The organism is Microbacterium sp. CH12i (assembly GCF_000685355.1).
Classification (GTDB): Bacteria; Actinomycetota; Actinomycetes; order Actinomycetales; family Microbacteriaceae; genus Microbacterium.
Genome location: NZ_JHET01000007.1, coordinates 1 through 23,073 on the forward strand (window position 1 = coordinate 1; position 23,073 = coordinate 23,073).

At 63.2% G+C, this 23,073-nt stretch carries 18 protein-coding genes and 4 pseudogenes; 14 read left to right on the forward strand and 8 right to left on the reverse strand.

Going from position 1 to position 23,073, the window contains the following annotated elements:
* The 3 genes from DC31_RS08360 to DC31_RS19390 form a co-directional block, all read right to left on the reverse strand.
* On the reverse strand, nucleotides 1-304 hold a 304-nt coding region (locus DC31_RS08360), incomplete at its 3' end, for a helix-turn-helix domain-containing protein (RefSeq protein ID WP_152545380.1).
* Entirely contained in the window at nucleotides 301-921 is a 621-nt protein-coding gene (locus tag DC31_RS19385; RefSeq protein WP_235201414.1) for a tyrosine-type recombinase/integrase, read from the reverse strand. The genes DC31_RS19385 and DC31_RS08360, both read right to left, overlap by 4 nt.
* A gap of 44 nt (nucleotides 922-965) precedes the next feature.
* Complete coding sequence (locus DC31_RS19390) at nucleotides 966-1,433, reverse strand: hypothetical protein (protein WP_235201415.1); 468 nt, start codon at nucleotides 1,431-1,433, stop codon at nucleotides 966-968.
* A 42-nt stretch (nucleotides 1,434-1,475) separates the two neighbouring features.
* Between DC31_RS19390 and DC31_RS08370 the strand changes: the two genes are divergently transcribed.
* Together DC31_RS08370 and DC31_RS08375 are read left to right on the forward strand one after the other, a co-directional pair.
* Nucleotides 1,476-2,327, forward strand: coding sequence for a DNA-processing protein DprA (locus DC31_RS08370; RefSeq protein WP_081813782.1), 852 nt, complete (start codon nucleotides 1,476-1,478; stop codon nucleotides 2,325-2,327).
* A gap of 69 nt (nucleotides 2,328-2,396) precedes the next feature.
* Nucleotides 2,397-3,302 carry a tyrosine recombinase XerC gene (locus DC31_RS08375; protein ID WP_200872891.1) on the forward strand — a complete coding sequence of 302 codons (906 nt, stop codon included), beginning with the start codon at nucleotides 2,397-2,399 and terminating at the stop codon, nucleotides 3,300-3,302.
* Here the strand turns inward: DC31_RS08375 and DC31_RS08380 are convergent.
* Complete coding sequence (locus DC31_RS08380; RefSeq protein WP_051606634.1) at nucleotides 3,265-3,834, reverse strand: murein hydrolase activator EnvC family protein; 570 nt, start codon at nucleotides 3,832-3,834, stop codon at nucleotides 3,265-3,267. The genes DC31_RS08375 and DC31_RS08380 overlap by 38 nt on opposite strands.
* A gap of 301 nt (nucleotides 3,835-4,135) precedes the next feature.
* Here DC31_RS08380 and rpsB point away from each other — a divergent pair, with 301 nt between their 5' ends.
* The 8 genes and pseudogenes from rpsB (at nucleotide 4,136) to DC31_RS08420 (ending at nucleotide 10,223) form a co-directional block, all read left to right on the forward strand.
* Nucleotides 4,136-5,143: a 30S ribosomal protein S2 gene (gene rpsB, locus DC31_RS08385; protein WP_036278966.1), complete on the forward strand. Its 1,008-nt coding sequence runs from the start codon at nucleotides 4,136-4,138 to the stop codon at nucleotides 5,141-5,143.
* 41 nt (nucleotides 5,144-5,184) lie between these two features.
* A complete protein-coding gene (gene tsf, locus DC31_RS08390; protein WP_036278968.1) occupies nucleotides 5,185-6,012 on the forward strand; it encodes a translation elongation factor Ts in 828 nt (275 codons plus the stop codon).
* A 94-nt stretch (nucleotides 6,013-6,106) separates the two neighbouring features.
* Nucleotides 6,107-6,821: pseudogene (gene pyrH / locus DC31_RS08395) on the forward strand (UMP kinase).
* A 71-nt stretch (nucleotides 6,822-6,892) separates the two neighbouring features.
* Nucleotides 6,893-7,447: a ribosome recycling factor gene (frr, locus tag DC31_RS08400; RefSeq protein WP_036278970.1), complete on the forward strand. Its 555-nt coding sequence runs from the start codon at nucleotides 6,893-6,895 to the stop codon at nucleotides 7,445-7,447.
* A 6-nt stretch (nucleotides 7,448-7,453) separates the two neighbouring features.
* Nucleotides 7,454-8,572 (forward strand): phosphatidate cytidylyltransferase, encoded by a 1,119-nt coding sequence (locus DC31_RS08405; RefSeq protein WP_036278972.1) that lies wholly within the window; start codon nucleotides 7,454-7,456, stop codon nucleotides 8,570-8,572.
* Between the two features lie 23 nt (nucleotides 8,573-8,595).
* Nucleotides 8,596-9,162, forward strand: coding sequence for a DivIVA domain-containing protein (locus tag DC31_RS08410; protein WP_235201417.1), 567 nt, complete (start codon nucleotides 8,596-8,598; stop codon nucleotides 9,160-9,162).
* A 182-nt stretch (nucleotides 9,163-9,344) separates the two neighbouring features.
* Nucleotides 9,345-9,926, forward strand: a complete 582-nt coding sequence (locus DC31_RS08415) for a transglycosylase SLT domain-containing protein (RefSeq protein WP_036278976.1) — start codon at nucleotides 9,345-9,347, stop codon at nucleotides 9,924-9,926.
* A 9-nt stretch (nucleotides 9,927-9,935) separates the two neighbouring features.
* Nucleotides 9,936-10,223 (forward strand): hypothetical protein, encoded by a 288-nt coding sequence (locus tag DC31_RS08420; protein ID WP_036278977.1) that lies wholly within the window; start codon nucleotides 9,936-9,938, stop codon nucleotides 10,221-10,223.
* A 10-nt stretch (nucleotides 10,224-10,233) separates the two neighbouring features.
* Here DC31_RS08420 and DC31_RS08425 read toward each other — a convergent pair whose 3' ends face one another.
* Nucleotides 10,234-11,286, reverse strand: a complete 1,053-nt coding sequence (locus tag DC31_RS08425; protein WP_036278978.1) for an AI-2E family transporter — start codon at nucleotides 11,284-11,286, stop codon at nucleotides 10,234-10,236.
* 176 nt (nucleotides 11,287-11,462) lie between these two features.
* On the opposite strand from DC31_RS08425, the gene DC31_RS08430 reads away from it, so the two are divergent.
* Both DC31_RS08430 and DC31_RS08435 read left to right on the forward strand, forming a co-directional pair.
* The gene (locus DC31_RS08430; protein ID WP_051606637.1) at nucleotides 11,463-13,277 is read left to right on the forward strand and encodes a hypothetical protein; all 1,815 of its coding nucleotides are present in this window, start codon (nucleotides 11,463-11,465) and stop codon (nucleotides 13,275-13,277) included.
* Nucleotides 13,274-14,217, forward strand: a pseudogene (locus tag DC31_RS08435) (tetratricopeptide repeat protein). Before DC31_RS08430 ends, DC31_RS08435 begins: the two are co-directional and overlap by 4 nt.
* A gap of 20 nt (nucleotides 14,218-14,237) precedes the next feature.
* Here the strand turns inward: DC31_RS08435 and glgB are convergent.
* The 3 genes and pseudogenes from glgB to glgX all read right to left on the reverse strand — a co-directional run bounded on the left by glgB (nucleotide 14,238) and on the right by glgX (nucleotide 20,634).
* Nucleotides 14,238-16,433 (reverse strand): 1,4-alpha-glucan branching protein GlgB, encoded by a 2,196-nt coding sequence (gene glgB / locus DC31_RS08440; protein WP_051606640.1) that lies wholly within the window; start codon nucleotides 16,431-16,433, stop codon nucleotides 14,238-14,240.
* Nucleotides 16,430-18,612: pseudogene (locus tag DC31_RS08445) on the reverse strand (maltotransferase domain-containing protein). The gene glgB and the pseudogene DC31_RS08445 overlap by 4 nt, the downstream one beginning before the upstream one ends.
* A pseudogene (gene glgX, locus DC31_RS08450) lies at nucleotides 18,563-20,634 on the reverse strand (glycogen debranching protein GlgX). The pseudogenes DC31_RS08445 and glgX overlap by 50 nt, the downstream one beginning before the upstream one ends.
* A 91-nt stretch (nucleotides 20,635-20,725) precedes the next feature.
* Between glgX and DC31_RS08455 the strand changes: the two are divergent.
* Both DC31_RS08455 and mnmA read left to right on the forward strand, forming a co-directional pair.
* Nucleotides 20,726-21,895, forward strand: a complete 1,170-nt coding sequence (locus tag DC31_RS08455; RefSeq protein WP_036278982.1) for a cysteine desulfurase family protein — start codon at nucleotides 20,726-20,728, stop codon at nucleotides 21,893-21,895.
* Between the two features lie 34 nt (nucleotides 21,896-21,929).
* Nucleotides 21,930-23,027: a tRNA 2-thiouridine(34) synthase MnmA gene (gene mnmA / locus DC31_RS08460; RefSeq protein WP_081813784.1), complete on the forward strand. Its 1,098-nt coding sequence runs from the start codon at nucleotides 21,930-21,932 to the stop codon at nucleotides 23,025-23,027.
* Nucleotides 23,028-23,073 lie beyond the last annotated feature (46 nt).

A 23,073-nucleotide genomic window follows, 5' to 3' on the forward strand; every position in this document is an offset into this window, starting at 1 on the left:
CCGGAGCCGTTTCGTCGCCGAGTCGCCCTTCTCCGGCGCGGCGTCGGCCGTGCCGGTCGCCGCGACTGCGCCGCCGAGGACACGCGGGCGCGAGCTCCTCGAACGTGCAGTCGAAGATGTCCAGCAGCGCCACCAGCGCCTGCATGTTCATCCGCTCCGGCTTCTCCGCCGCGAGCCGGTAGACCTGACTTGTCGACAAGTAGACACCGCGCTCTTCCAACAGCGGGACCAGCTTCGTCGTGGAGAACATCCCCGCCGCCGCCATCACCTCCCGCAGCCTCCACTCAAACCCAATCAATCTCATCGCCCTGCTCCTTCCTCATCGCTCGGCCTCAGCCGTGTCCGTTCAATCGCCTGACTCATCATCGTGTTCATGTAGTCAGCGCTCACCCCGGTGTAGATCGCCGTCGTCGACTGATGCAGATGCCCGACCTGGCGTTGCACGAACGCGGGATCGACGCCCGACTCGATCAGATGCGTCACGTAGGAATGACGCAGCGCATGCGGCGTCAGAACCTCATCCAGGCCAAGTGCTGTCCGGTAGGTGGCGAACCTCGTCTCGAGCTCCCGAGTGCGGAGCCTCGTGCCGCGTTCCGACAGCCAGAGCGCCGTCGAGCCGTCACGAACCATCAGTGGGCGCACCTGCTCGACATACTCCTGGAGAGCGTCGACCGCCCAGTCGAACAACGTCACGACGGCGCGCCGCTTCGGTGGTCCGCCGCGCGAGGATTTCCCGTGACGGATCTGCATCACCCCGAACTCCCCGAACTGCGGTGCCTTCGGGTTCCGGTAGAAGTCGGTGATGTCCAGCCCGACCGCCTCGCTCGCGCGCATGCCCCAGGCGTAGACGACCTTGAAGAGTGTCGCGTCCCGGAACGCCGGCAACGCACCCTTGCGGTGCTCGTCCAGCAACCGCGACACCTCCGCATCCGCATGATCCAGGAGGCGCTGCAACTCAGACCTGGTCAACGGGCGTCGGCCGGGCTTGCCTCGTAGTCCTGCAGGTGCGCGAGCGTGTTCCACTCATGACAGACCTGAACCGGATGCGTCCCGAAACGCTCCATGCACTCGGCGACCCAGCCGTAATGCGGCGAACAGACGTAATTGCAGAACGTGCGGACTGCACCCTGATACGACCGGATCGTCGACGCCTCCACCTGCCTCTGCGACACCAGCAGAGTCATCCACTCGTCGAAGTCTCCCGCCGACCACTCCCACGGCTTCTTCCCGGCGTAGGCCTCGAATCTCCGCACCACGCCCAGCGCCCGAGCCACCGAGTCCTCCCTGAGCCGGCGGCCACCGACCTGCTGCATCCGCCACCCCTCGAGCATCGCGTCAAAGACGGCTTCGTGGGCGTAAGGAACGACACCCCGCTCGCGAGATACAACGACGACGCACCATGCGGAATCCGACCCATCGACAATCCAATCCATCCGTATAACGCTCTAATCATGCATTAAACGCGAACCCTGAGGATGGACGCAAGACTTCCCCGCGGAATGTTGCGCGGTAGATCGAACGCACCGATAGTGTTTCCGACACAGACGACGACTCGGATCCTGCATCGGATGCAATACCGCGGGGAAATCGCCATCGTCGGAGCACGGGCCGCGACTCCGTATGGCGAGCACATGGCTTCGGAGCTCGCGGGTGATCTGGCCGCGACGGGAACCCTCATCGTCTCCGGCGGCGCCTATGGCATCGACGGCACGGCGCACAGGGCGGCTCTTGGCGTGGGCGGTGCGACTGTGGCGTTCCTGGCTGGCGGTGTGGATCGCGCCTATCCGAGCGGCCACCAGCAGCTGTTCGAGAAGATTCGCGGCGGCGGTGCCGTCCTCAGCGAGGTGCCGTGCGGCACAGCCCCCACAAAGTGGAGGTTTCTTTCGAGGAACCGACTCATCGCCGCGTTGGGCGGTGCGACGGTGGTTGTCGAGGCCGGGTGGCGAAGCGGTTCACTCAACACCGCGGGCCACGCGGCTGCGCTCGGGCGCCCGCTGGGCGCAGTGCCGGGCCCGGTGACATCTGCTGCCTCCGCCGGTTGTCACCGGCTGATGCGAGAGTACGACGCGCGTTGTGTCACGAATGCGGAAGAAGTTCGGGAGCTCCTCGGACTAGATGCAAAGGACGTCACGGCCGAGGAGCGGCGGGACCCTGATCAAATTCGCGTGCTCGATGCGTTGAGCGCACGGACGGCGCGTGCACCGCGCGATCTCGCGCGCACGGCTGGTCTCTCTGAGGAACGTGTCGCGGCGATGCTCGGCCTGCTCTCACTAGACGGAACGGCCATACGAACGAGCGCCGGCTGGCGTCTTGCTGCCGTGGACTGAGTCGATCAGGCGACAGACGGCGCAGCGGCGAGGCGCATCCGCACTAGGGAACACGCGGGGCATGCTGGAATGGTGGAACTGACCGTAGCGGCTGATGCGTTCGCCACCCACCTGGAACGGGTGCGGCGACTGTCTCCGGCGACGGTTCGTGCATATAGATCTGACCTGCGAGACCTTGTTCAGACCGTGGGCAGTGTGCCGTTGAACAAGATCGAGCTCGAACAGCTCCGCGACTGGCTGTGGCGTTCGACGCAACGCGGAGACGCACGCTCTACCCTTGCCCGGCGTGCGGCGGCTGCACGCTCATTCTTCGCGTGGGCGAAGGAAGAAGAACTGATCAGCGTCGACCCGAGCCTGCGTCTCATTTCGCCTAAACGCGGTCGCACACTTCCGGTCGTGGCATCCCAGGACGGCATGCGTACCCTGCTCGACTCGCGCCGCGATGCGGCCGCCTCCGGCGACGCCATCGCGTTACGCGACCATGCGATTCTCGAACTTCTCTATGCGTCTGGTATGCGCGTTTCGGAATTGTGCGGCATCGACATTGACGACCTTGATCAGGATCGGGCGACCGTTCGCGTCCTCGGAAAAGGGTCGAAGGAACGCGTCGTCCCATTCGGGATTCCTGCACGCGACGCGATCGGCGCGTACCTCACGCGTGGGCGCGCGGCGCTCGTTGCACGTACAGAACTTGCGACACCCGGTGTGTTCCTCGGTGCGCGCGGAGGCCGGCTCGGTCCGCGTTCGGTGTACACGATGGTGGCGAAAGCGCTCGGGCCGATCATTGGAGCGGATGCCGTGGGACCGCACGCACTGCGCCATTCTGCGGCCACGCACCTGCTGGACGGCGGAGCAGACCTTCGTGCCGTGCAGGAGATCCTCGGCCACGCGAGCCTCGGAACAACCCAGATCTACACGCACGTCTCGTCTGAGCGCCTCACGGCGACTTACCGGCTGGCGCATCCGCGCGCGTGACTGCCAGCGCCTCACAGCAAGGCAGCAGGATCGCACGTGGCACGTCGCCGAACATCAGCATCGGATTGATGTAAACGCTGTTGAAGCGAACACCGAGGTGTAGCTGATCCGCAGGGGAGTGTCCGCCAGTCACGACCGTGCCGATGTCGTCTCCGGCGCTGACGACTGTGCCAGGGGTGAGAGTTGAGTCCACCGGTTCAAATGTGGTCACGAGCCCCTCACCGTGGTCGATGGTGAGGAGCGGACGATCCACCACCACACCACGAAAAGCCACAACGCCGTCCGCCGGAGCATGCACGACACTGCCGATTGTCGCAGCCAGATCAATTCCGCGATGTCCTGGGCCATAGTCGTGCGCGGGCGCTTGGAACGGGGTGACGACGTGGCGCGAACCGTCGACCGGCCAGGCCCATGGCGTGTCGAGGCTCGGTGGGGGGAGTGCAGCGCCCGAAAGAAACCCGAGCAAAATGAGGAGCGCGACCGCTCGGCGCACGCGCATAATGCGTACTCGAGAAACGCGGGAAACTTGCATGGCATCATCCTGGAACAATCGCTGCGATCGCGCTCTCCGATACTCGAGCTCTGTGGAGAACACGCGACATTGCGATGGCTGTGCAGGGCCGGTTGGGCACCGCATGATCCTGTACACTGGGAGTCGCACCTCGAATATCGGGGTGACTACGCGTGCCCAGAGCGACTTCAGTCGCGGCATCCATTCCCGAAGGTCCTGCTCCTAAGAGCGGGTGGGAGTGCGCCGGGTACTAGGACTGCTGGTCATCAGACCGGCAAAATAACCTCAACGGCGCTCAACGCGCCAGAACCAGGAGACGACCATGGCTGTGGTCACCATTCGCCAGCTGCTCGACAGCGGCGTGCACTTCGGACACCAGACCCGTCGGTGGAACCCGAAAGTCAAGCGCTTTATCCTGACCGAGCGCAGCGGCATTCACATCATTGACCTGCAGCAGTCGCTGGGTTACATCGACAGCGCGTACGACTTCGTCAAGGAGACGGTTGCCCACGGTGGCACCATCCTCTTCGTCGGTACGAAGAAGCAGGCTCAGGAGATCCTCGCCGAGCAGGCAACGCGCGTTGGCCAGCCGTTCGTGAACCAGCGCTGGCTCGGTGGGCTCCTCACCAACTTCCAGACGATCTCCAAGCGTCTTGCACGCATGAAGGAGCTCGAGGAGCTTGACTACGAGGTGCCGGCCAACAGTGGCTTCACCAAGAAGGAGCTCCTGCTCAAGAAGCGTGAGCTCGACAAGCTGCACAAGTCGCTCGGTGGTATCCGCAACCTGACCAAGACGCCGTCGGCGCTCTGGGTTGTCGATGCAAAGCGCGAGCACCTTGCGATTGACGAAGCTAAGAAGCTCGGTATCCCGGTGATCGGCATCCTCGACACGAACGCTGACCCGGATGACTTCCAGTACCCGATCCCCGGCAACGACGACGCGATCCGCTCCGTCTCGCTGCTGACCCGCATCATCGCTGACGCAGCGGCCGAGGGCCTCCAGCAGAAGCACAACCCCGACTCGGGCGAGGCAGAGCCGCTGGCTGAGTGGGAAGCGGAGCTGCTCCAGGCTCCTGCTGAGACCACTGAGGCCGCCGCCGAGGCTCCGGCTGAGGCTGCTGAAGAGACCAAGGCTGAAGAGCCGGCCGCTGAAGAGACCAAGGCTGCTGACGCCGAGGTTGCTGAAGAGCCCAAGGCTGAAGAGCCCAAGGCTGCTGAAGAAGCTAAGCCTGCCAAGGCCAAGCCCGCTAAGGCTAAGGCTGATGAGGCTCCGGCTGACGAGGCGACCGAGGCTCCGGCCGAGGCTGCTGACGCTACCGAAGCCAAGTAACCCCTCTTACACACACATCACGAAGCAAGGAGCCACCACACATGGCCAACTTCACCATCGCTGACATCAAGGCGCTGCGCGAGCAACTCGGCACCGGAATGGTCGACACGAAGAAGGCGCTCGAGGAGGCCGACGGAGACCGTGAAAAGGCCGTCGAACTCCTCCGCCTCAAGGGTGCGAAGGGTAACGCCAAGCGCGCTGACCGTTCTACCAGCGAGGGCTTGATTGTCGCTCGCGAGCAGGCTGGCAGCGTCACGATTATCGAGCTCGCTTGCGAGACCGACTTCGTCGCGAAGAACGAGCGCTTCATCGCGCTTGCTGACAAGGTCGCCGACGCCGTGGCTGCCGCCAAGGCAAACACGGTTGACGAGGCTCTCTCGGCCGCTGCTGGCAGCCAGACCGTCGGTGTGCTGATCTCGGAAGAGGCAGCGATCATCGGCGAGAAGGTCGAGCTGCGTCAGGTTCGCACGATCTCGGGCGACTCGCTCGAGGTCTACCTGCACCGCACCAGCAAGGACCTGCCGCCGCAGATCGGCGTCGTTGTCGCCTACACAGGCGGCGACGCAGAGACCGCTCGCAGCATCGCTCAGCACATCTCGTTCGCCAACCCGTCGTACCTGTCCCGCGAGGACGTTCCGGCAGCTGACGTCGAGAAGGAGCGCGAGATCGTTACTGAGATCTCCCGCAACGAGGGCAAGCCTGAGGCCGCTCTGCCGAAGATCGTCGAAGGCCGTGTCTCTGCGTTCATCAAGCAGGTCGCACTGCTCGAGCAGGACTACGCCAAGGACAACAAACTCTCCGTCGCCCAGGTGGCGAAGGACGCCGGTATCACCGTGACGGACTTCGCGCGCTTCAAGGTCGGCGCGTAGCAGTTGTGGAGGGGTTCGGATCCGCAATGATCCGAACCCCTTTTTCATGCCCAAAAGGCACTATCTTGAACCGGGACGAGAGGATCTCACACCCATGACTGAACGCACACGACGCCGTCGCGTCCTACTCAAGCTCTCTGGCGAAGCATTCGGAGGCGGGCAGCTCGGCGTGAACCCTGACGTTGTCAGCCAGATCGCACGAGAGATCGCGCAAGCCGTTGACCGCGTCGAGATCGCGATTGTCGTCGGTGGTGGCAACTTCTTCCGGGGCGCCGAGCTCAGTCAGCGCGGCATGGACCGCGGGCGTGCCGACTACATGGGCATGCTCGGAACCGTGATGAATGCTCTCGCACTGCAGGACTTCCTCGAGCAGGCCGGGGCACCCACGCGCGTGCAGTCCGCTATCTCGATGACCCAGGTCGCTGAGCCGTACATTCCGCTGCGCGCAGAGCGACACATGGAGAAGGGCCGCGTTGTCGTATTCGGCGCGCGCCGGCTTGCCATATTTTTCTACCGACACAGTCGCCGCACAGCGCGCGCTTGAGATCGGTGCAGAGGAAGTGCTCGTCGCGAAGAACGGCGTCGACGGGATCTACACTGCCGATCCCAACAAAGACCCGTCGGCAACTCGAATCGAGAAAGTCACCTATCTCGATGCGCTGCAGCGTGGTCTGAAAGTCGTCGACTCCACCGCGTTTAGCCTGTGCATGGACAACAACATGGACATGCGCGTATTCGGTATGGAACCGGCCGGCAACGTCACGCGTGCGCTCCTCGGCGACCCGATCGGCACACTCGTCACTGCCTGATAGCGCGGTGCCAGGGGAGCGGATGCGCACCCCGTTAGAATCGAAAGACCACCCTGACGATAGGAGTCGCCGTGATTGCGGATGTCCTCGCTGAAACCACCACTCGCATGACGCGCGCGTTCGAATCTGCCAAGGAGGACTTCGCTACGGTCCGCACTGGCCGCGCGAACCCCCAGCTTTTCCAGAAGGTGATGGTCGATTACTACGGCACACCCACCCCGCTGGCCCAGCTCGCGTCGCTCGCAAACCCAGAAGCACGCTCGCTGATCATCACGCCCTACGACAAAACGGCGCTCAAGGCTATCGAGCAGGCCGTTCGTGACATGCCCAACCTCGGTGCAAACCCGACGAACGACGGCAACATCATTCGCGTGAGCATGCCCGAACTTACCCAGGAGCGCCGCAAGGAGTACGTCAAGCTCGTGCGGACCAAGGCTGAGGACGCCAAGGTTCACGTGCGTGGCATCCGGCGCAAGGCCAAAGACGAACTCGACACGCTCAAGAGTGATGTCGGCGAAGATGAGCTCGCGCGCGCCGAAAAGGAATTGGACGCTCTTACGCGTCAGCACGTCGACTTCATCGATGACGCACTCAAGCGCAAAGAGACCGAGCTTCTCGAGGTGTGATGCGGCATGAGTGATGCAACCGGAGCTGATGACGAGAATCGACCGCAGACGCGGCGCGAGGCTCGCGACGGCGCGACCCCGGAAGCAGAAGTCGCAAATGTGGAGATAGTCCCGATTGTCGACGAGGCGCTGGTTCCTCCGCGCCCACCGTTGCCAGTCAACTCTGATCTCACTGGCGACCCGGCCGCGCTCATGCGGCAGCAGTTACGTCAGGCGCGCGGAGAATTCGAGAGCCATGTCACCCAAGCACGCGAGCACCTCGACCAGGCCAACGAGCGGATCAAAGCACGAACCGGGCGCGACCTGATTCTGGCGATCCTCGTCGGACTGGCATTCGGAGGTGTGCTGCTGGCCTCGCTGCTATTCATCAAGGCTCTGTTCGTGCTGATCGCACTAGCCGTTGCTGTATTGGGTATCTTCGAGTTTTCTCGCGCGCTGCGCACCTCGGGTCGACGCATCGACATCGTGCCGCAGGTCATCGCAGGTGTAGCGCTGGTTCTCGCCGGGTACTTCGCCCCCGTGTGGTTGAGCTGGGTCGCACTGATCTCGGCAGTTGCCTTCGTCGTCGTGTGGCGCCTCATCGCCCAGATGCTTGCGCAAGATGGGCGCACCTACGGCGATGTGCTCACCGACGCGCTCGTGGGCGGATTCGTCCAGGTGTACGTGCCGTTCCTCACGAGCGTCGCGCTTATGCTGCTCGTCCAAGAGGGCGGCCAGTGGTGGGTGCTCGGTTTCGTTGCAATCGCGGTAGCCGCTGATACCGGCGCATATGCTTCGGGGCTCGCTTTCGGCAAGCATCCCATGGCTCCTCGTATCAGCCCGAAAAAGACCTGGGAAGGCTTTGCAGGCGGAGTGGTCGCAGCGATTGCAGCCGGAGTTCTCCTGGCCCTGTTCCTGCTTGAGCTGCCCTGGTGGGCCGGCGTCATCTTTGGCGCCGCGATTTTGCTGTCAGCAACTCTTGGCGACCTCGGCGAGTCGATGATCAAGCGCGACATCGGCGTCAAAGACATGAGTTCGTGGTTGCCGGGCCATGGCGGGCTTCTTGATCGGGTAGACAGCATTCTCCCGTCGACCATCCCCGCGTTGGCCCTTTACTTCTTGCTGTCGCCCTGGGCAGTGCTCTGATGACTTCGGATACGGTGAGTGATGTGACTGACATCGAACAGGATGAGACGCGCCACGCGTTCAGCGTGACCAGCGGCAGAACACGCGGCTACCACCGCGCCGCGGTCGACACCTTCCTCGCTGCAGCACGTGAGAGTTTCGAAAATGACGTGGACGAACTCTCCGCCACCGACGTACGTGTTGCATCGTTCCCACTGGTCAAGGGCGGCTACAGCATCGACGAGGTCGACGCCGCGCTCGGACGAATCGAGGACGCCTTCGCAGCGCGTGAGCGGGAGCGTGTCGTGCGTGAAGCGGGTGCAGAGGTCTGGGTTGGCGAGGCACGATCAGAAGCGCAGATCATCTTGGACCACCTTGCCCGTGGACGCCGACACAAGTTCGCGCGGACCGGTTTTCTCTCGTTCGGCTATCGGGTCGATGAAGTCGATCACGTCGCCGCGCGCATCGCGCGCTACCTACGCGATGGGGATGCGCTATCGGTCGAGCAATTGCGCTCGGCCGCTTTCCGGATGCAGCGCCGTGGGTACCGAGAAGAGCAGGTCGATGCGCTTCTTGACGCCACAATCGATGTGATCCTCGCCGTCCGCTGACTGTTCCCATGGTCATCTCAGGTGCGCCCGGATAGACTGGGGTTATTGTGACTTCTGGTACCGAGATCAATTCCGCTGGCAACGCTGCCGCGTCAGCGAACTCTGCGACCTCGAAGTCAGTGGGTTCCGCACCCGCGAAATTACGGGCGCCTCGCTCAGGTCACAGTCCGCGGCGTCGAAGCATGGTCGGCGTTCTTGCCGCTTTTGCTGTGGTCGCTTTTGCCGCCGCCATTGTCGCGCCGACGGGTATGGCACTGGCCGATCCGCCCACAGCCGATGTAGAGACCGCGTTCTCGTTGGCCGTGCAAGACACTCAAGATCTCACCGTCACCGCCGAGGGTGCGAGCATCACTCCCGTTCAGCGTGGTGGCTACAGCGTTTACGTGACGCCTACGCCCACTCCTACACCCGAGCCTGAGCCGGAACCAGAGGCCGCCTCTTCAGAGCCTTCCGGTGGCAGCGCTGGACCGCTTTTTTACACCGGCGGCGGTGCTCCCGCTGAATGGATGGCTGCGGCAGGTATTGCATCCAGCGACTGGGGCTTCGTCGACTATGTCGTCTCTAAAGAGAGCGGCTGGAACCCGAACGCCACCAACAGTTCTTCCGGCGCGTGCGGTCTCGTGCAGGCACTTCCGTGCAGCAAGGTGCCAGGCAACGGTTACGATCCGGTCGACAACCTCCGGTGGGCGAACGGCTATGCCACTGGCCGCTACGGCAGCTGGGCTGGCGCCTACCAATTCTGGATCAACAACAACTGGTGGTAATGCCTCGACATGCCACGTCCTCACAGACGGCGCCAAGATAACACCGGCGCTGACGATTCCTTCGAACGCCTGCTCGCTGGCTGGAAGCGCGGTGAGACGCGTCAAGGACGTGAGTGGACTGTGCAGCCGATTTCGGCACGGCAGGCACAGAAGGAGTACATCTGCCCCGGATGCCGGGGCGCAGTCACGCCGGGCACCGCGCACCTCGTTGTCTGGCGTGCAGACGGAGTGCTTGGCGATGCGGCCGATCTCGCCGCGCGCAGACATTGGCACACGCACTGTTGGCGGATGGCATGAGTATGGAAATTTAGCGCTCGTTCATCCGCGGAATGACCACCTGACGGTAGATGATCAGGATGCTCGCTGCGACGGGAATCGCGATGAGCGCACCGAGCAGGCCAAGTAGCGAGCCACCGGCGAGTGCTGCGACCACGACCACCGCGCCAGGAACAGAGACTGCGCGGCTCATGATGCGCGGAGAGATCACATACGCCTCGATCTGCATGTAAATCAGGTAGTAGATCCCGGCCGCCAGTGCGGTGGCGGGGGAGCCGAGTCCGGGGATGAGGCACGCGAGCACGATGATCGTCGAGCCGGTGAGAGTTCCCACCAATGGGATGAGAGAGAAGAAGAACGCTACGACGGCAAGCACAGCAGCGAACGGTGCGCCGATGATGCTCAGATAGATCGCGCTGAGAATACCGTTGATGACACCCAGTGTGACCTGCCCCATCACGTAGTAGCCGACGGAGTCGGTGATCTGCTCAGCGAGATCGACGAAGCGCGGACGCTTGGATGCCGGTACCAGCTGGTACACGGAGCGCTTTAGCGACGGTGTAGAAGCAGTGAGGTAGATCGTAAGGATCAGCACAATGAATGCGCCGAACAGCCCGGCCACCAGGCCGACGCTGGCGCTGATCACGCCGCCGGTAATGTCGCCCATGTTCGCCAGCAGCCAGGTCTGCGCCTCGTTGAGGAGGCGGTCAATGTCGAGCGCGGGGAACACATCGCCCAACCAGTTGCGCAGGTCTCCCCAGATGTCATTGCTGCTCTGGACCAACTGTGTGATCTGGCGGACCAATTGGCTCACCTGATCAATGATGATCGGCAGCACGATCAGGATGATGCCGGCGAAGATGCCGAGCACGCCCATAATCGTGACCAGGACAGCGAGCCAGCGCGGAAGTTTCCGGCGCTCGAAGAATGAGATGACCGGATCAAGTCCGAGACTGATGAACAGAGCTGTTCCCAGATACAGCAAAACTGTCGACAAAGACTCGACGCTGCCGATGAGCAGAATTCCGAGTCCCACGCCAAGCGTCGCCACCAGGGCGGTGCGGAACGGGTTATGGACCTTCATGCGCTCTCCTCGAGAAGACTGATCTCAGGGTAGTCGGCGGAACGCAGCTGCCATCCACGACGTGCCGAAAGAGACTCCTCGAAACCCCTCGTAGTCAACACACAGGAGATTTCGATAGTCTGAAACGTCGAGCGGAGATCTGGGCGAGGCGTCCAGATCACGTAAGGAGACTTTTCGTGCGTTTCGTTTGGGCCGTCGTGGCCTTCGTCCTGGCCACGCTTCTCATCGGAGCAGGCATCGCTCAGCGAACCATCTTTAAGGGCCCTTCCGCCCAACAGGTGGCGGTAACCGTTGAGGATCCGGCACCTTATCTGCTTGTTGATGGGGCAGTGCTTCGTGAGCACACCGGTCAGCAGACGCTGCTCATCCGGGGCGAGGGCGATATTTTCGCAGCTTACGGACGCACGGCTGACCTTGAGGCGTGGCTGTCGGATGCGACATACAGCTCGATTACGCCGAGCGCTGATGGCGGCACTGTTTCGAAGCTCGTCAAGCCGACTGCGGACGACGCGCCCGCCGATGCCGGGCGTAACCCCAGCGGGTCTGATCTGTGGCTCGACTCATTCAGCGAAACCGACCAACTCATCACCGACATGCAGTTGCCAGAGGGCATGAGCGTGCTCATCGCCAAAGACGGCACCGCAGACGCACCAGACGACATCGTCGTCTCATGGCCCTTGGACGACACAACGCCATGGGTCGGACCGCTCATCACCGCGGGCATAGCAGTTCTGCTGTTCGGAATTGTCATGTATGTACTGGCTATTCGCCATCAGCGACGTGGCCGCGGCCCGCGGCGTAAGGGCCCTGGTCCTCTTCCGGTGACGGAAGCGATCGATATGCAGCTCGAGCACGCTCCCGACCGTGGTGCTATCGAATCACCCGAGAACGACGCGCCCAAAGCGGAGCGCCGCGCTCTCAGCACGCGACGTCGCCTGTTGGTTCTGCCAGCGTTCGGCGTTGCCGCACTGCTTTTCGCAGGATGCTCAAGCGACTCATGGCCCCAGCTGGGCGAAGCTTCGCCGACGCCGTCGCCGACCCAGACGGTAATCACTCCCGAGAATCAGAAGCCACCGGCCGTCACCGAAGCTCAGGCCTCACGCATCTTGCAGAACATCGCAGCGACGTTAGAAGAAGCCGATACGACGCTCGACATCGACCTCGCGGGCACCCGCCTCGAGGGTGCCCCGCTCGATGCGCGGCGCACTGATTACACCTTGCGCACAACGCTCACAGATCGAGCGCTGCCCGCAACGATCCCCACCGATGTCGTCGAGGTGCTGCTCCCACAGGCGACAGACTCGTGGCCCCGGACAGTGCTGGCACTCACGAAGAGTAAAAACGACGACACGGTTCCGCCCGTCATCCTCACCATGACCCAGGAAGATCCGTGGGCGGAGTACAAGGTCACCAACGTTGCCGAGATGCAGGCGTCCTCGCAAGTGCCCGAACTTGCGCCCGCATGGCTCGGCACGAGCCTCATCACCGAGAACGCCGCGGCGTTCTTGGAGCTTGCGCCGAACGAACTCGCCGCGGCGTTCGCTGACGTGGTGGATTCGGCGGAGAAGAGCCCGTACTACGGGCTTTTTGATCCCGTTTCGATCACCCTCGCCACCTCGATCACGGCCAGCCGAGATGCTGTCGTACAAGCGCTCGTCGACAACGGCGCAGCCACGACTTCGAGCGCGGCTTTCGATATTGCGCCGAGCGCCGCACCGCCAGTTGCTCTCGCGACGCTCGACAGCGGTGCGATCGTTGCGGTCTCTATGATTGATAGTGAAACTATTGCCCCAACCTCGTCGGATGCCGTGATCAAGTTCGGTGACAACGCCGAGGCAAAGACTCTTACGGGCGTCGAGGAGGCCGCGAAGGGCGTAGTTACCACATACGGCCTGCAGCTGTTCTTCTCGGTGCCTGCGCAGGGTTCAACTGCGCAGATTCGACTTCTGGCAGTGCACCAAGACATTCTTAACGTGGAAGTGATCAAGTGAGCGATATCTCCGCAGCCGCCCTTCGAGGTGCTGTCGACCTTTCGACCCTGCGCAACCGTCCTGCGGCACCCGCGAATCCTGTCTCTGCTCCACAGGACGGCGATACACCGGCGCCCGGCGGCTTCATTGTCGACGTGACAGATGCCACGTTCGGGCAGATCCTTGAGCTTTCACGCACGGTTCCGATCGTGGTCGACCTCTGGGCCGAGTGGTGTGGCCCATGCAAGCAGCTCAGCCCCATCCTCGAGAAGGTCGTCACCGAGCTCGGTGGCCGCGTCGTGCTCGCCAAGGTTGATGTCGATGCGAATCCTCAGCTCGCTCAGAGCTTCCGCGCGCAGTCGATCCCGATGGTCGTGGCGCTCGTCGCGGGCCAGCCGGTGCCGATGTTCACCGGTGCGGTTCCTGAAGAGCAGGTGCGTCAGGTGTTCGACCAGCTGTTGCAGATGGCAGCGCAAAATGGTGTTACCGGCTCTGTCGGTGGCGCTGTGCCGGAAGATGGCGAGCCGGAGCAGCAGCCAGAGCCCGAATTGCCCCCGCTGCACGCCGAAGCGTTTGCGGCGATCGAGGCCGGCGACTTCGTCACGGCTATCACCGCGTACGAGAAGGCTTTGGCCGAGAATCCTCGTGATGAGGATGCCCGCGCCGGGCTTGGCCAAGTGCGGCTGCTCAATCGCGTGCAGGGCGTTGATCTTCAAGACGCACGTACCGCCGCCGCCGCCGCGCCGCTCGATCCAGAGGCACAGTTCACTGTCGCCGATCTAGATATCTCCGGCGGCCACGTCGAAGATGCGTTTGCGCGCCTCCTGGACCTGTTTGCTGCGATGCCGACCGACGAGCGTGCTCCTGTTCGCGAGCGTCTCGTGGAATTGTTCGGTCTCATCGGTGCGAGCGACGCACGCGCGTGGCAGCACGAAACCGGCTGTCATCATTGCTGTTTTGACCCTTTGACAGGGTCGGGGCTCAGCCCTGGTGTCGCAGCCAGATCGTTGAAAGCGCTGGCAGGGTGATTTTCGTCGTGGGCGTGCCATGCTCACCTGCGGTGTGTGCGGCGACGCGACCGTAATTGCCGATGCCGTGGCCGCCGTACTCGACAGCATCCGTGTTGAGGATCTCGGTCCACACGCCGTCCACGGGGAGGTCAAGCGCGAGTCCCGCCCGTTCGACGCCCGCGAAGTTGCTGATCACGACGACGCGCCCGCCGTGCGTGTCACGACGCTCGAAGGCGATGACGTTCGGGTCCCACGATGGCGCACCAAGGCGGCGGAAGCAGGTACTGTCACCGTCGCGCTCCCAGAGCGGTGCGGTGTCGCGGTACACGCCGTTCATCGCTCCCACGAATTGCTGTAGCTGCGCATGCGAGGGCTGATCGAGCAGCCACCAGTCCAATGACCTGGACTCGGACCACTCTGCCAGCTGGCCAAATTCTTGCCCCATGAAAAGCAGGTTCTTGCCGGGGTGGCCCCACATGTACGCGAGGTACGCGCGCACATTCGCGAGTTTGTGCGCGTGGTCGCCCGGCATCTTCGACAGCAGACTGCCCTTGCCATGCACGACCTCATCGTGACTGATGGGCAGGAGGTAGTTTTCACCGAAGGCGTAGACGAAGGAGAACGTCATCTCACCCTCGTGGTGTGCGCGATACATCGGGTCCCGGGAGATGTACTGCAGAGAGTCGTTCATCCAGCCCATGTTCCACTTGAACCCGAAGCCGAGACCGGCGTGGTCCGTGCGTCCGGTGACCCCGGGGAAGCTGGTGGATTCCTCGGCGATCATCACGATGCCGGGATGGGCGCGGTAGGCGGTGGCGTTGACCTCTTGGAGGAAGCGGATCGCCTCTAGATTCTCTCGACCGCCATGGATGTTCGGCTCCCACTGCCCGTCTTCGCGGGAGTAATCGAGATAGAGCATCGAGGCGACGGCGTCGACGCGCAAACCGTCGATGTGGAACTGGTCGAGCCAGTACAAAGCGTTTGCGACGAGGAAGCCGCGTACCTCCGGCCGACCGTAGTCGAAGATGAGGGTGCCCCAGTCCTGGTGTTCGCCGCGGCGCGGATCTGGATGCTCGTATAGCGGTCGCCCGTCGAAACGCGCCAGCGCGAACTCGTCCTTGGGGAAATGGCCTGGCACCCAGTCCAGGAGTACGCCGATTCCTGCCTGATGCAGACGATCGATCAGGTAGCGCAGATCATCAGGTGTGCCGAAACGTGCGGTGGGGGCGTAGTAGCCGCTCACCTGATAACCCCAAGAACCTCCGAACGGGTGTTCCGCGAGAGGCATGAACTCGACGTGCGTGAATCCGGTCTCGATCACGTGCGCGATCAGTGGATCGGCGATCTCTCGGTATCCGAGACCCGTTCGCCACGAGGCGAGGTGCACCTCGTAGATCGACATCGGCTGGGCGACCGCACGAGTGGCCGCACGCCGCGTCATCCACGCGCCATCACCCCAGGAATATGCGGAGAACGGCACGACCGAGGCCGTCTGTGGCGGCACCTGGGTTCGCTGGGCCATCGGGTCTGCCTTGAGAATCCAGCGACCGTCCGGCGTCAGAATCTGATATTTGTAGAGCGTGCCAGGAGTCATGTCGGGGATGAACAGCTCCCAGACGCCGCTGACGCCCATCGAGCGCATGCTGTGGCCTTCGCCGTCCCAGCCGTTGTGCTCGCCGACAACGCGCACAGCCTGGGCGTTGGGAGCCCAGACAGCGAACGAAACTCCGATCTCGCCGTCTACCAAGTGGGCGTTGGCACCCAAGACTTCCCAGAGCCGTTCGTGGCGGCCTTCGGCGATGAGATGAAGGTCCATGTCGCCGATGGTGGGGGTGTGCCGGTAAGGATCGCCTGCCAGTTGCTCTTCCCCGTCGGCGTACACAGTCGCCACGCGGTACGCCACGGGTGGCCCCTCGTGCTGCGCCGACCATATGCCGTTCGCGGCATGTTGGAGAGCCAGGCGCGTTCCGTCAGTGAAGACTGCCACGACGCTGGTTGCCAGCGGGCGACGCACCCGGATCGTCGTCTGGGGGTGACCGGCAGCATCCGTCGTCGGGTGGGCGCCGAGCAGATCATGCGGGGCATGGTGAGAGCCAGCGGAGATCGCTTTCCATTCCGGGGTTGCAATAGGGCTCTGCAGACCGTCGACGTTCTTTTCTTCGCTCATGATCGCACCTTCACCTTCAGGATGTGCACCGGTTCGGCGAACGCGTCGAGGCGCACAAAGTTGTGATCGGTCCAGGGCCACACGGCGCCGGTGACGAGGTCTTCAACCTCATATACCTCACCGGGTTCAACACCCCAGCCCGGGTATCCAGATGAACTGTGGTCTCGCGTACAGAGTGCGGGTCGACGTTCGCGACGACGATGATCGTGTCAGAGTGTCCGTCGTCGGTGAATGCTGCCTCGAGATGCTTCGAGTAGACCAAGATGGCGTCGTCATCGCTCCAGTGCACGGCGAGATTACGCAGCTGACGGAGGGCGGGGTGCGCTCTACGGATTGCATTCAGCTTTCGCAAATAGGGCGCAAGCGAGTCGCCAGCGGCTTCCGCGGCCGCAAAGTCACGGAACTTGTATTCGTACTTCTCATTGTCGATGTTCTCTTCAGCGCCGGGGCGCGCGACATTCTCGTAGAGCTCATACCCGGCGTACACACCGTAGGTCGGGGCGGCCGTAGCAGCAATCGCCGCGCGGATACGATAAGCGGCGCGTCCGCCGAACTGCAGGTATTCGGTGAGGATGTCTGGAGTGTTCACGAACAGGTTCGGCCGCAAGTAGTCGGCTGTCTCGGTGGCAAGGCCGGTAAGAAACTCTTCGAGTTCGGACTTGGTGTTGCGCCACGTGAAATAAGTGTAGCTCTGCTGAAAGCCCGCGGCGGCGAGCGCACGCACTGGCGCAGGACGCGTGAACGCTTCGGCGAGGAACACAATGTCCGGGTCTATCGCACTGACGCGAGCGATCAACCACTCCCAGAACCACAACGGTTTGGTGTGTGGGTTATCGACACGGAAGATCTTCACACCCTGGCTGATCCAATGCTTGACGATGCGGAGCACCTCATCGCGCAAGCCTTCAGGATCATCGTCGAAGTTCAGCGGATAGATGTCCTGATATTTCTTCGGCGGATTCTCGGCGTACGCGATTGTGCCGTCCGGGAGGGTGGTAAACCACTCTGGATGCGTGGTCACCCATGGGTGGTCTGGTGACGCCTGTAAAGCAAGGTCGAGTGCGACTTCCAAGCCGACCTTGTGCGCTTCGCGCACGAAGAAGCGGAGATCAGCAAGCGTGCCGAGGTCTGGATGCACCGCATCATGCCCGCCTTCGGCGGCACCAATGGCCCAGGGCGAGCCGGGATCTGAAGGACCGGCCACGAGACTGTTGTTCGGTCCCTTGCGATGCGTGCGCCCGATCGGGTGGATCGGCGGGAGGTACAGGACGTCGAAGCCCATCTCTGCGACCCCGGGAAGGCGCTTGGCCGCGCTCCGGAACGTACCGCTCTTGAGGGTGCCGTCCTTCTTGCGCTTGGCGCCTTCAGAACGAGGGAAGAACTCATACCAGGCGCCGACTGCTGCCATGGTGCGCTCGACGAGGATGGTCTGCTCCGGTGTGGCAGCGGAGAGGGAAAACAGTGGGCGTGCGGCGAACACAGCCGCGACGTCTGCATCCGTGGCGACGGCCAGCGCGACGGCAGAATCAGTCTTGCTCAGCGTCTCGGCGATCGACGCGAGACGCTTGCGCTCGGCGCCAGGACGGTTCTTGTCGCGGGCAGCGCGGCGGAACAGTTCCTCGCCGAGCGCAGACATCACCTCGACGTCCACACCCGCGACAATCTTCACGGATGCTGCATACGCCCATGTTGCGAAGTCGTCGCCAAAGCCCTCGAAGCGGTAACGCCAGATGCCCTGCAGGTCGAGCGCAACTTCGGTCTGCCACCTGTCGGTGCCGTCCTCAAGTGGGGTCAGGCGATGCAGGGTCTCGGCGCCGTCTGGCGCGGTGAGACGAAGATGAGCACCGATGCGGTCGTGTCCCTCGCGGAATGCCGTGACACGGAATGGCACCACCTCGCCGACGAATGCTTTCGAGGCGAAGCCGCCAGGGGTGAACGGCGTTGGCTCGGCGAGCGGAATTCTGCCCGTCCGCGTACCGGCGCTCGCATCGACGGCACGGGGCCGCAGGGGGATCTGTGCGGGGCTTCGAAGCGCCGCGGGACGATTGCCAGAACGTGCAGACACACCCCGAATGTACCGCGCTTGTGATGTCCTGCACACCCGTAGCGGACAGCGTGTCGAGCGTGCGTTACTCGACGCGGAAGAGCCGCATCGAAGTACCGGGCATCGGCAGCACATCGCCGGGTGCAAAAGTCTCGGATTCGACGTCAGGATGCTCGTCTGCGCTCGACCACAGCGACACGAATGCGGTCGCTCCTTCGATGGCATCCGGCAGCGTCACGTCGATCGGAGTCTCCGTGCCGTGTACGACGAGCAGGACGCGATTGAGTGGCTCGTCCACGGGCGTGGATGCCGCGACGTACTGCAGCGTGCGGTTACCGGGGTCGGTCCACTTCTCCGGTTCCATCGTCTCGCCGTTCTGGTCGAACCAGTCCATGACCGACGCATTCGGTGTGTGTTCACCCAACCGTGCGTACCGACTCGGACGCAATGCGGGGTTGGCGAGACGCAGCCTGGTGAGGGCTGCGACGTGGGCGCGCAGATTGAGCTGCCACTCCTCGTGTTCCCAACTCAGCCAGGTGAGAGCCGAGTCTTGGGCGTATGCGTTGTTATTGCCTCGCTGCGTGCGGCCGGTCTCGTCACCGGCGGCGAGCATGGGGATGCCGGCGGAGAGCAGCAGAGTGCCGAGGAGGTTGCGCATGGCCTTGCGGCGGGTGGCCAGGATCTCTGGGTTATCCGTCTTCCTTCAACGCCATGGTTGAACGAACGATTGGTATCGGCGCCATCGCGGTTTTCCTCGCCATTGGCCTCGTTGTGCTTCATGTCATAGGACACGAGGTCGTGCAGAGTGAAGCCGTCGTGCGCGGTGATGAAATTCACGCTTGCGAGCGGCCCGCGCTCGTCACTGAAGGTGTTTGACGACCCGGCAAGACGCGTAGCGAAGCCACCGACGCCGACCGGCGCCGATGCGCGGCGGGCGTAGTCGATATCGCTCAACCAGAAGTTGCGCACGCGGTCACGGTAGCGGTCGTTCCACTCGTGCCATCCGGGTGTGAAATTGCCGGTCTGCCAGCCTCCCAGCCCGACGTCCCATGGCTCAGCGATGAGCTTGACATCCTGCAGGGCAGGATCGTCTCGGATCGCGAGGAGCAGTGGATGCTCGCGGGTGTATTCGTGTGTCGCATCTCGGCCGAGCGCCGCGGCCAGATCGAATCGGAAACCGTCGATCTGCATTTCCTGGGCCCAGTATCGAAGCGAGTCGAGCACGAGCCTCGCGCCGGCGTCCTTCGAGGTGTCGAGGGTGTTCCCGCAGCCCGTGGTGTCGATGTATGCGCCGTCCGGCTGTTGCCGGTAGTAGTTGGCGTTGTCGATTCCACGCAGGCTCGAGCGGGGACCACCGATACCTTCTTCCGAGGTGTGGTTGTAGACCACGTCGAGGATGACCTCGAGTCCCGCCTCGTGCAACAGCCGCACCATGCCCTTGAACTCGGCGAGGACGGCCTCTGGGCCTTCCTTGCGAGCATCTTCGGTGGCGTAAGCGGCGTGCGGGGTGAAGAAGTTCAGGGTGTTGTAACCCCAGTAATTCGTCAGGCCACGTTCGAGGAGGCGAGGTTCGGGTACGAAAGCGTGAATCGGCAAGAGCTCAACGGCGGTGACACCGAGCGAATGGAGGTACTTGATCATCTCGGGGTGCGCGAGACCGGCGTAGGTGCCGTGCAACGCCGGCGGGATGTCGGGGTGACGCTTGGTCATGCCCTTCAGATGCCCTTCGTAGACCACCGTCTGGTCGAGCGGTGTCTGCGGCTTCTTCGAATCGCCCCAGTCGAAGCCGTCGATGATGACGACAGAGCGCCATTCCTCGTAGCCGTCGCCTTGCGCGAGCCCACGAGCGTAGGGGTCAAGAAGTAAAGTCTCGGGGTTGAACGTGTTGCCTGGAGCGTGGGGACCACCGACGCGGATGGCATAGCGAGTCCCTGGCTGCAGCAGATGGGTGGTGACTTCCCACACATCTGAATCGCCACGCTCGAGGGGCACCTCATCGGTAACCCAGTCGAGGTCGGTTTCGTCGAATGTGACGAGCTCAATGGAGGTGGCGTTCTCGGACCAGACCCGCAACGTTGCGACACCGTCGTGCAGGCGCACCCCGAGATCGTCGAGGGCGGGGCCGACGAACGCGGCAAGATCACTGGACTCAAGCATGAATACACAATAGGGGGGTGCGCTGGAGTCTCACGACCAGACGCACTCGGTTTCACGCCCTGGTTCGCAAGAAATAGGGGAGAGTTAAGGGATGCGGTTCTATCTTGACCATGCGGCGACCACGCCGTTGCGGCCTGAGGCACGGGATGCGTGGCTCGCGGCAACAGACGTCGTCGGCAATGCGGCATCCACTCATGGTGCAGGCCAGGACGCGCGGCGCCTGCTTGAGGAATCACGTGAGCGGATCGCTGCGGTGCTCGACTCGGATGCGATCGAGGTTGTGCTGACGTCGGGAGGAACCGAGTCAATCAACACGGCGCTTCGTGGGCTGTGGGCATCCCGCCCCGCCGATTCTGACGCGATCGTGCTACCAGACGGCGAGCATCACGCGAGCATGGACACAGTTGCTGCCCTCGCTCGTGAAAGCGCAGATGTGCGGGCCGTCCCAATCTCTTCGGACGGCCGCATCGGGTTGCAGGAATTTGTCGCTGCGCTCCCCGGCGCGGCGTTGGCGACCGCACTCGTTGCAAACAATGAGGTGGGAACGGTCAACGACGCGGGCGCCCTGACTGCCGCTGCGGCTTCCGCGAATGTGCCACTGCACGTGGATGCGATTGCTGCGCTGGGGCATCTTCCGGTGTCTTTCCGTGAATTACGGGCGGATGCTGCGCCTGGCGTCGGCCTCGTCGCCATGAGTGTCGCCGGGCACAAGATCGGCGCCCCCGTGGGCATCGGCGCGCTGGTCGTGGCGCGCACGGCCAAGATATCGGCGTTGCTGCACGGCGGTGCGCAGCAGCGTGGGCTTCGCGCCGGAACCCAGGACGTTGCCGGGGCTGCCGCATTCGCGGTCGCGCTGGAACTCGCCGAAGCCGAGCGCGAGACGGAGGCGTTGCGGCTTTCAGCGTTGCGGGATCGCCTCGTCGACGGCATCCGTGCGGTCATCCCTGCCGCGGAGCTTCTGGGCGACCCTGTTGACCGGTTGCCGAATAACGCGCATGTGCTGTTTCCGGGCGCGGTGGGGGAGAGCCTGCTGTTCATGCTGGATGTCGCCGGTGTCGCGGCATCCACCGGGTCTGCATGCCAGGCCGGGGTCGCAGAACCGTCACACGTGGTGATGGCGATGGGGCGCAGCGAAAGAGATGCCCGAAGTGTGCTGCGCTTCACGCTGGGACGCACATCGACCCACGAGGATGTTGATGCCGTGCTTGCCTCGATTTCGGATGCTTATCTCAGGGCATCCGGGAATCTGGGCGCTCGCTGAGCCTGTCGAAGCGTCACGCTCGTAGAATGGACTAATGCGAATTCTTGCGGCGATGAGTGGTGGCGTGGATTCTGCCGTGGCAGCTGCGCGCGCTGTCGAAGCAGGCCACGATGTCACCGGCGTGCACTTGGCGCTCTCGAGGGCTGGCGGCACGCTGCGCACGGGCAGCCGCGGGTGTTGCACGATCGAAGATGCGATGGATGCGCGTCGCGCCTCTGACAAGCTCGGCATCCCTTTTTATGTATGGGATTTCTCCGAGCGGTTCCGCGACGATGTGATCGATGACTTCATCTCCGAGTACCAGGCCGGCCGCACCCCGAACCCCTGCATGCGCTGCAACGAGAAGATCAAGTTCGCAGCACTCCTAGAGCGCGCGATCGAGCTGGGCTTCGACGCGGTCTGCACCGGCCACTACGCCACACTCATCGATGGTGAAGGCGGGCTCGAACTGCACCGCGCGTCTGACAACGCGAAAGATCAGTCCTACGTGCTCGGAGTGCTCACTGCTGAGCAGCTCGCGTACACGTACTTCCCGCTCGGCGAGACACCGTCGAAGGCACTCGTCCGGGCTGAGGCCGCCGAGCGTGGCCTGAGCGTCGCGCAGAAGCCGGACAGTCATGACATTTGCTTCATCCCCGATGGCGACACGCGCGGGTGGCTTGCAGAGAAGGTCGGCGCTGAGCAGGGCGAGGTTCTTGACCGCAGCGGCGCCGTTATCGGCTCGCACGACGGTGCGCACGCGTTCACGGTCGGGCAGCGTCGCGGCTTGAAGCTTGGCATTCCGGCGGCTGATGGGAAGCCCCGGTTCGTGCTCGAGGTGCGTCCGGTGTCGAACACCGTGGTCGTCGGTCCGAAGGAAGCACTTGCGATTGGCGAGATCTCGGGGGAACGCCACAGCTGGGCTGGTGCTGGACCAGTTTCTTCTGAGTTCGATTGCCATGTGCAGATCCGCGCGCATTCTGAGCCGGTTCCTGCACACGCGGCGGTGTCATCATCAGGGGTGACTGTGGTTCCCGAGGTGCCGCTTGATGGTGTGGCACCGGGGCAGACCGCGGTGCTCTACCTTGGCACTCGGGTTCTTGGCCAGTTCACGATCGATCGCACCGTTTCTGCTGTTCCGGTCGACGCTTAGCGCACTGCAAACGACTCGCATTGTCGGTGCCCGCTCGTAGACTGAC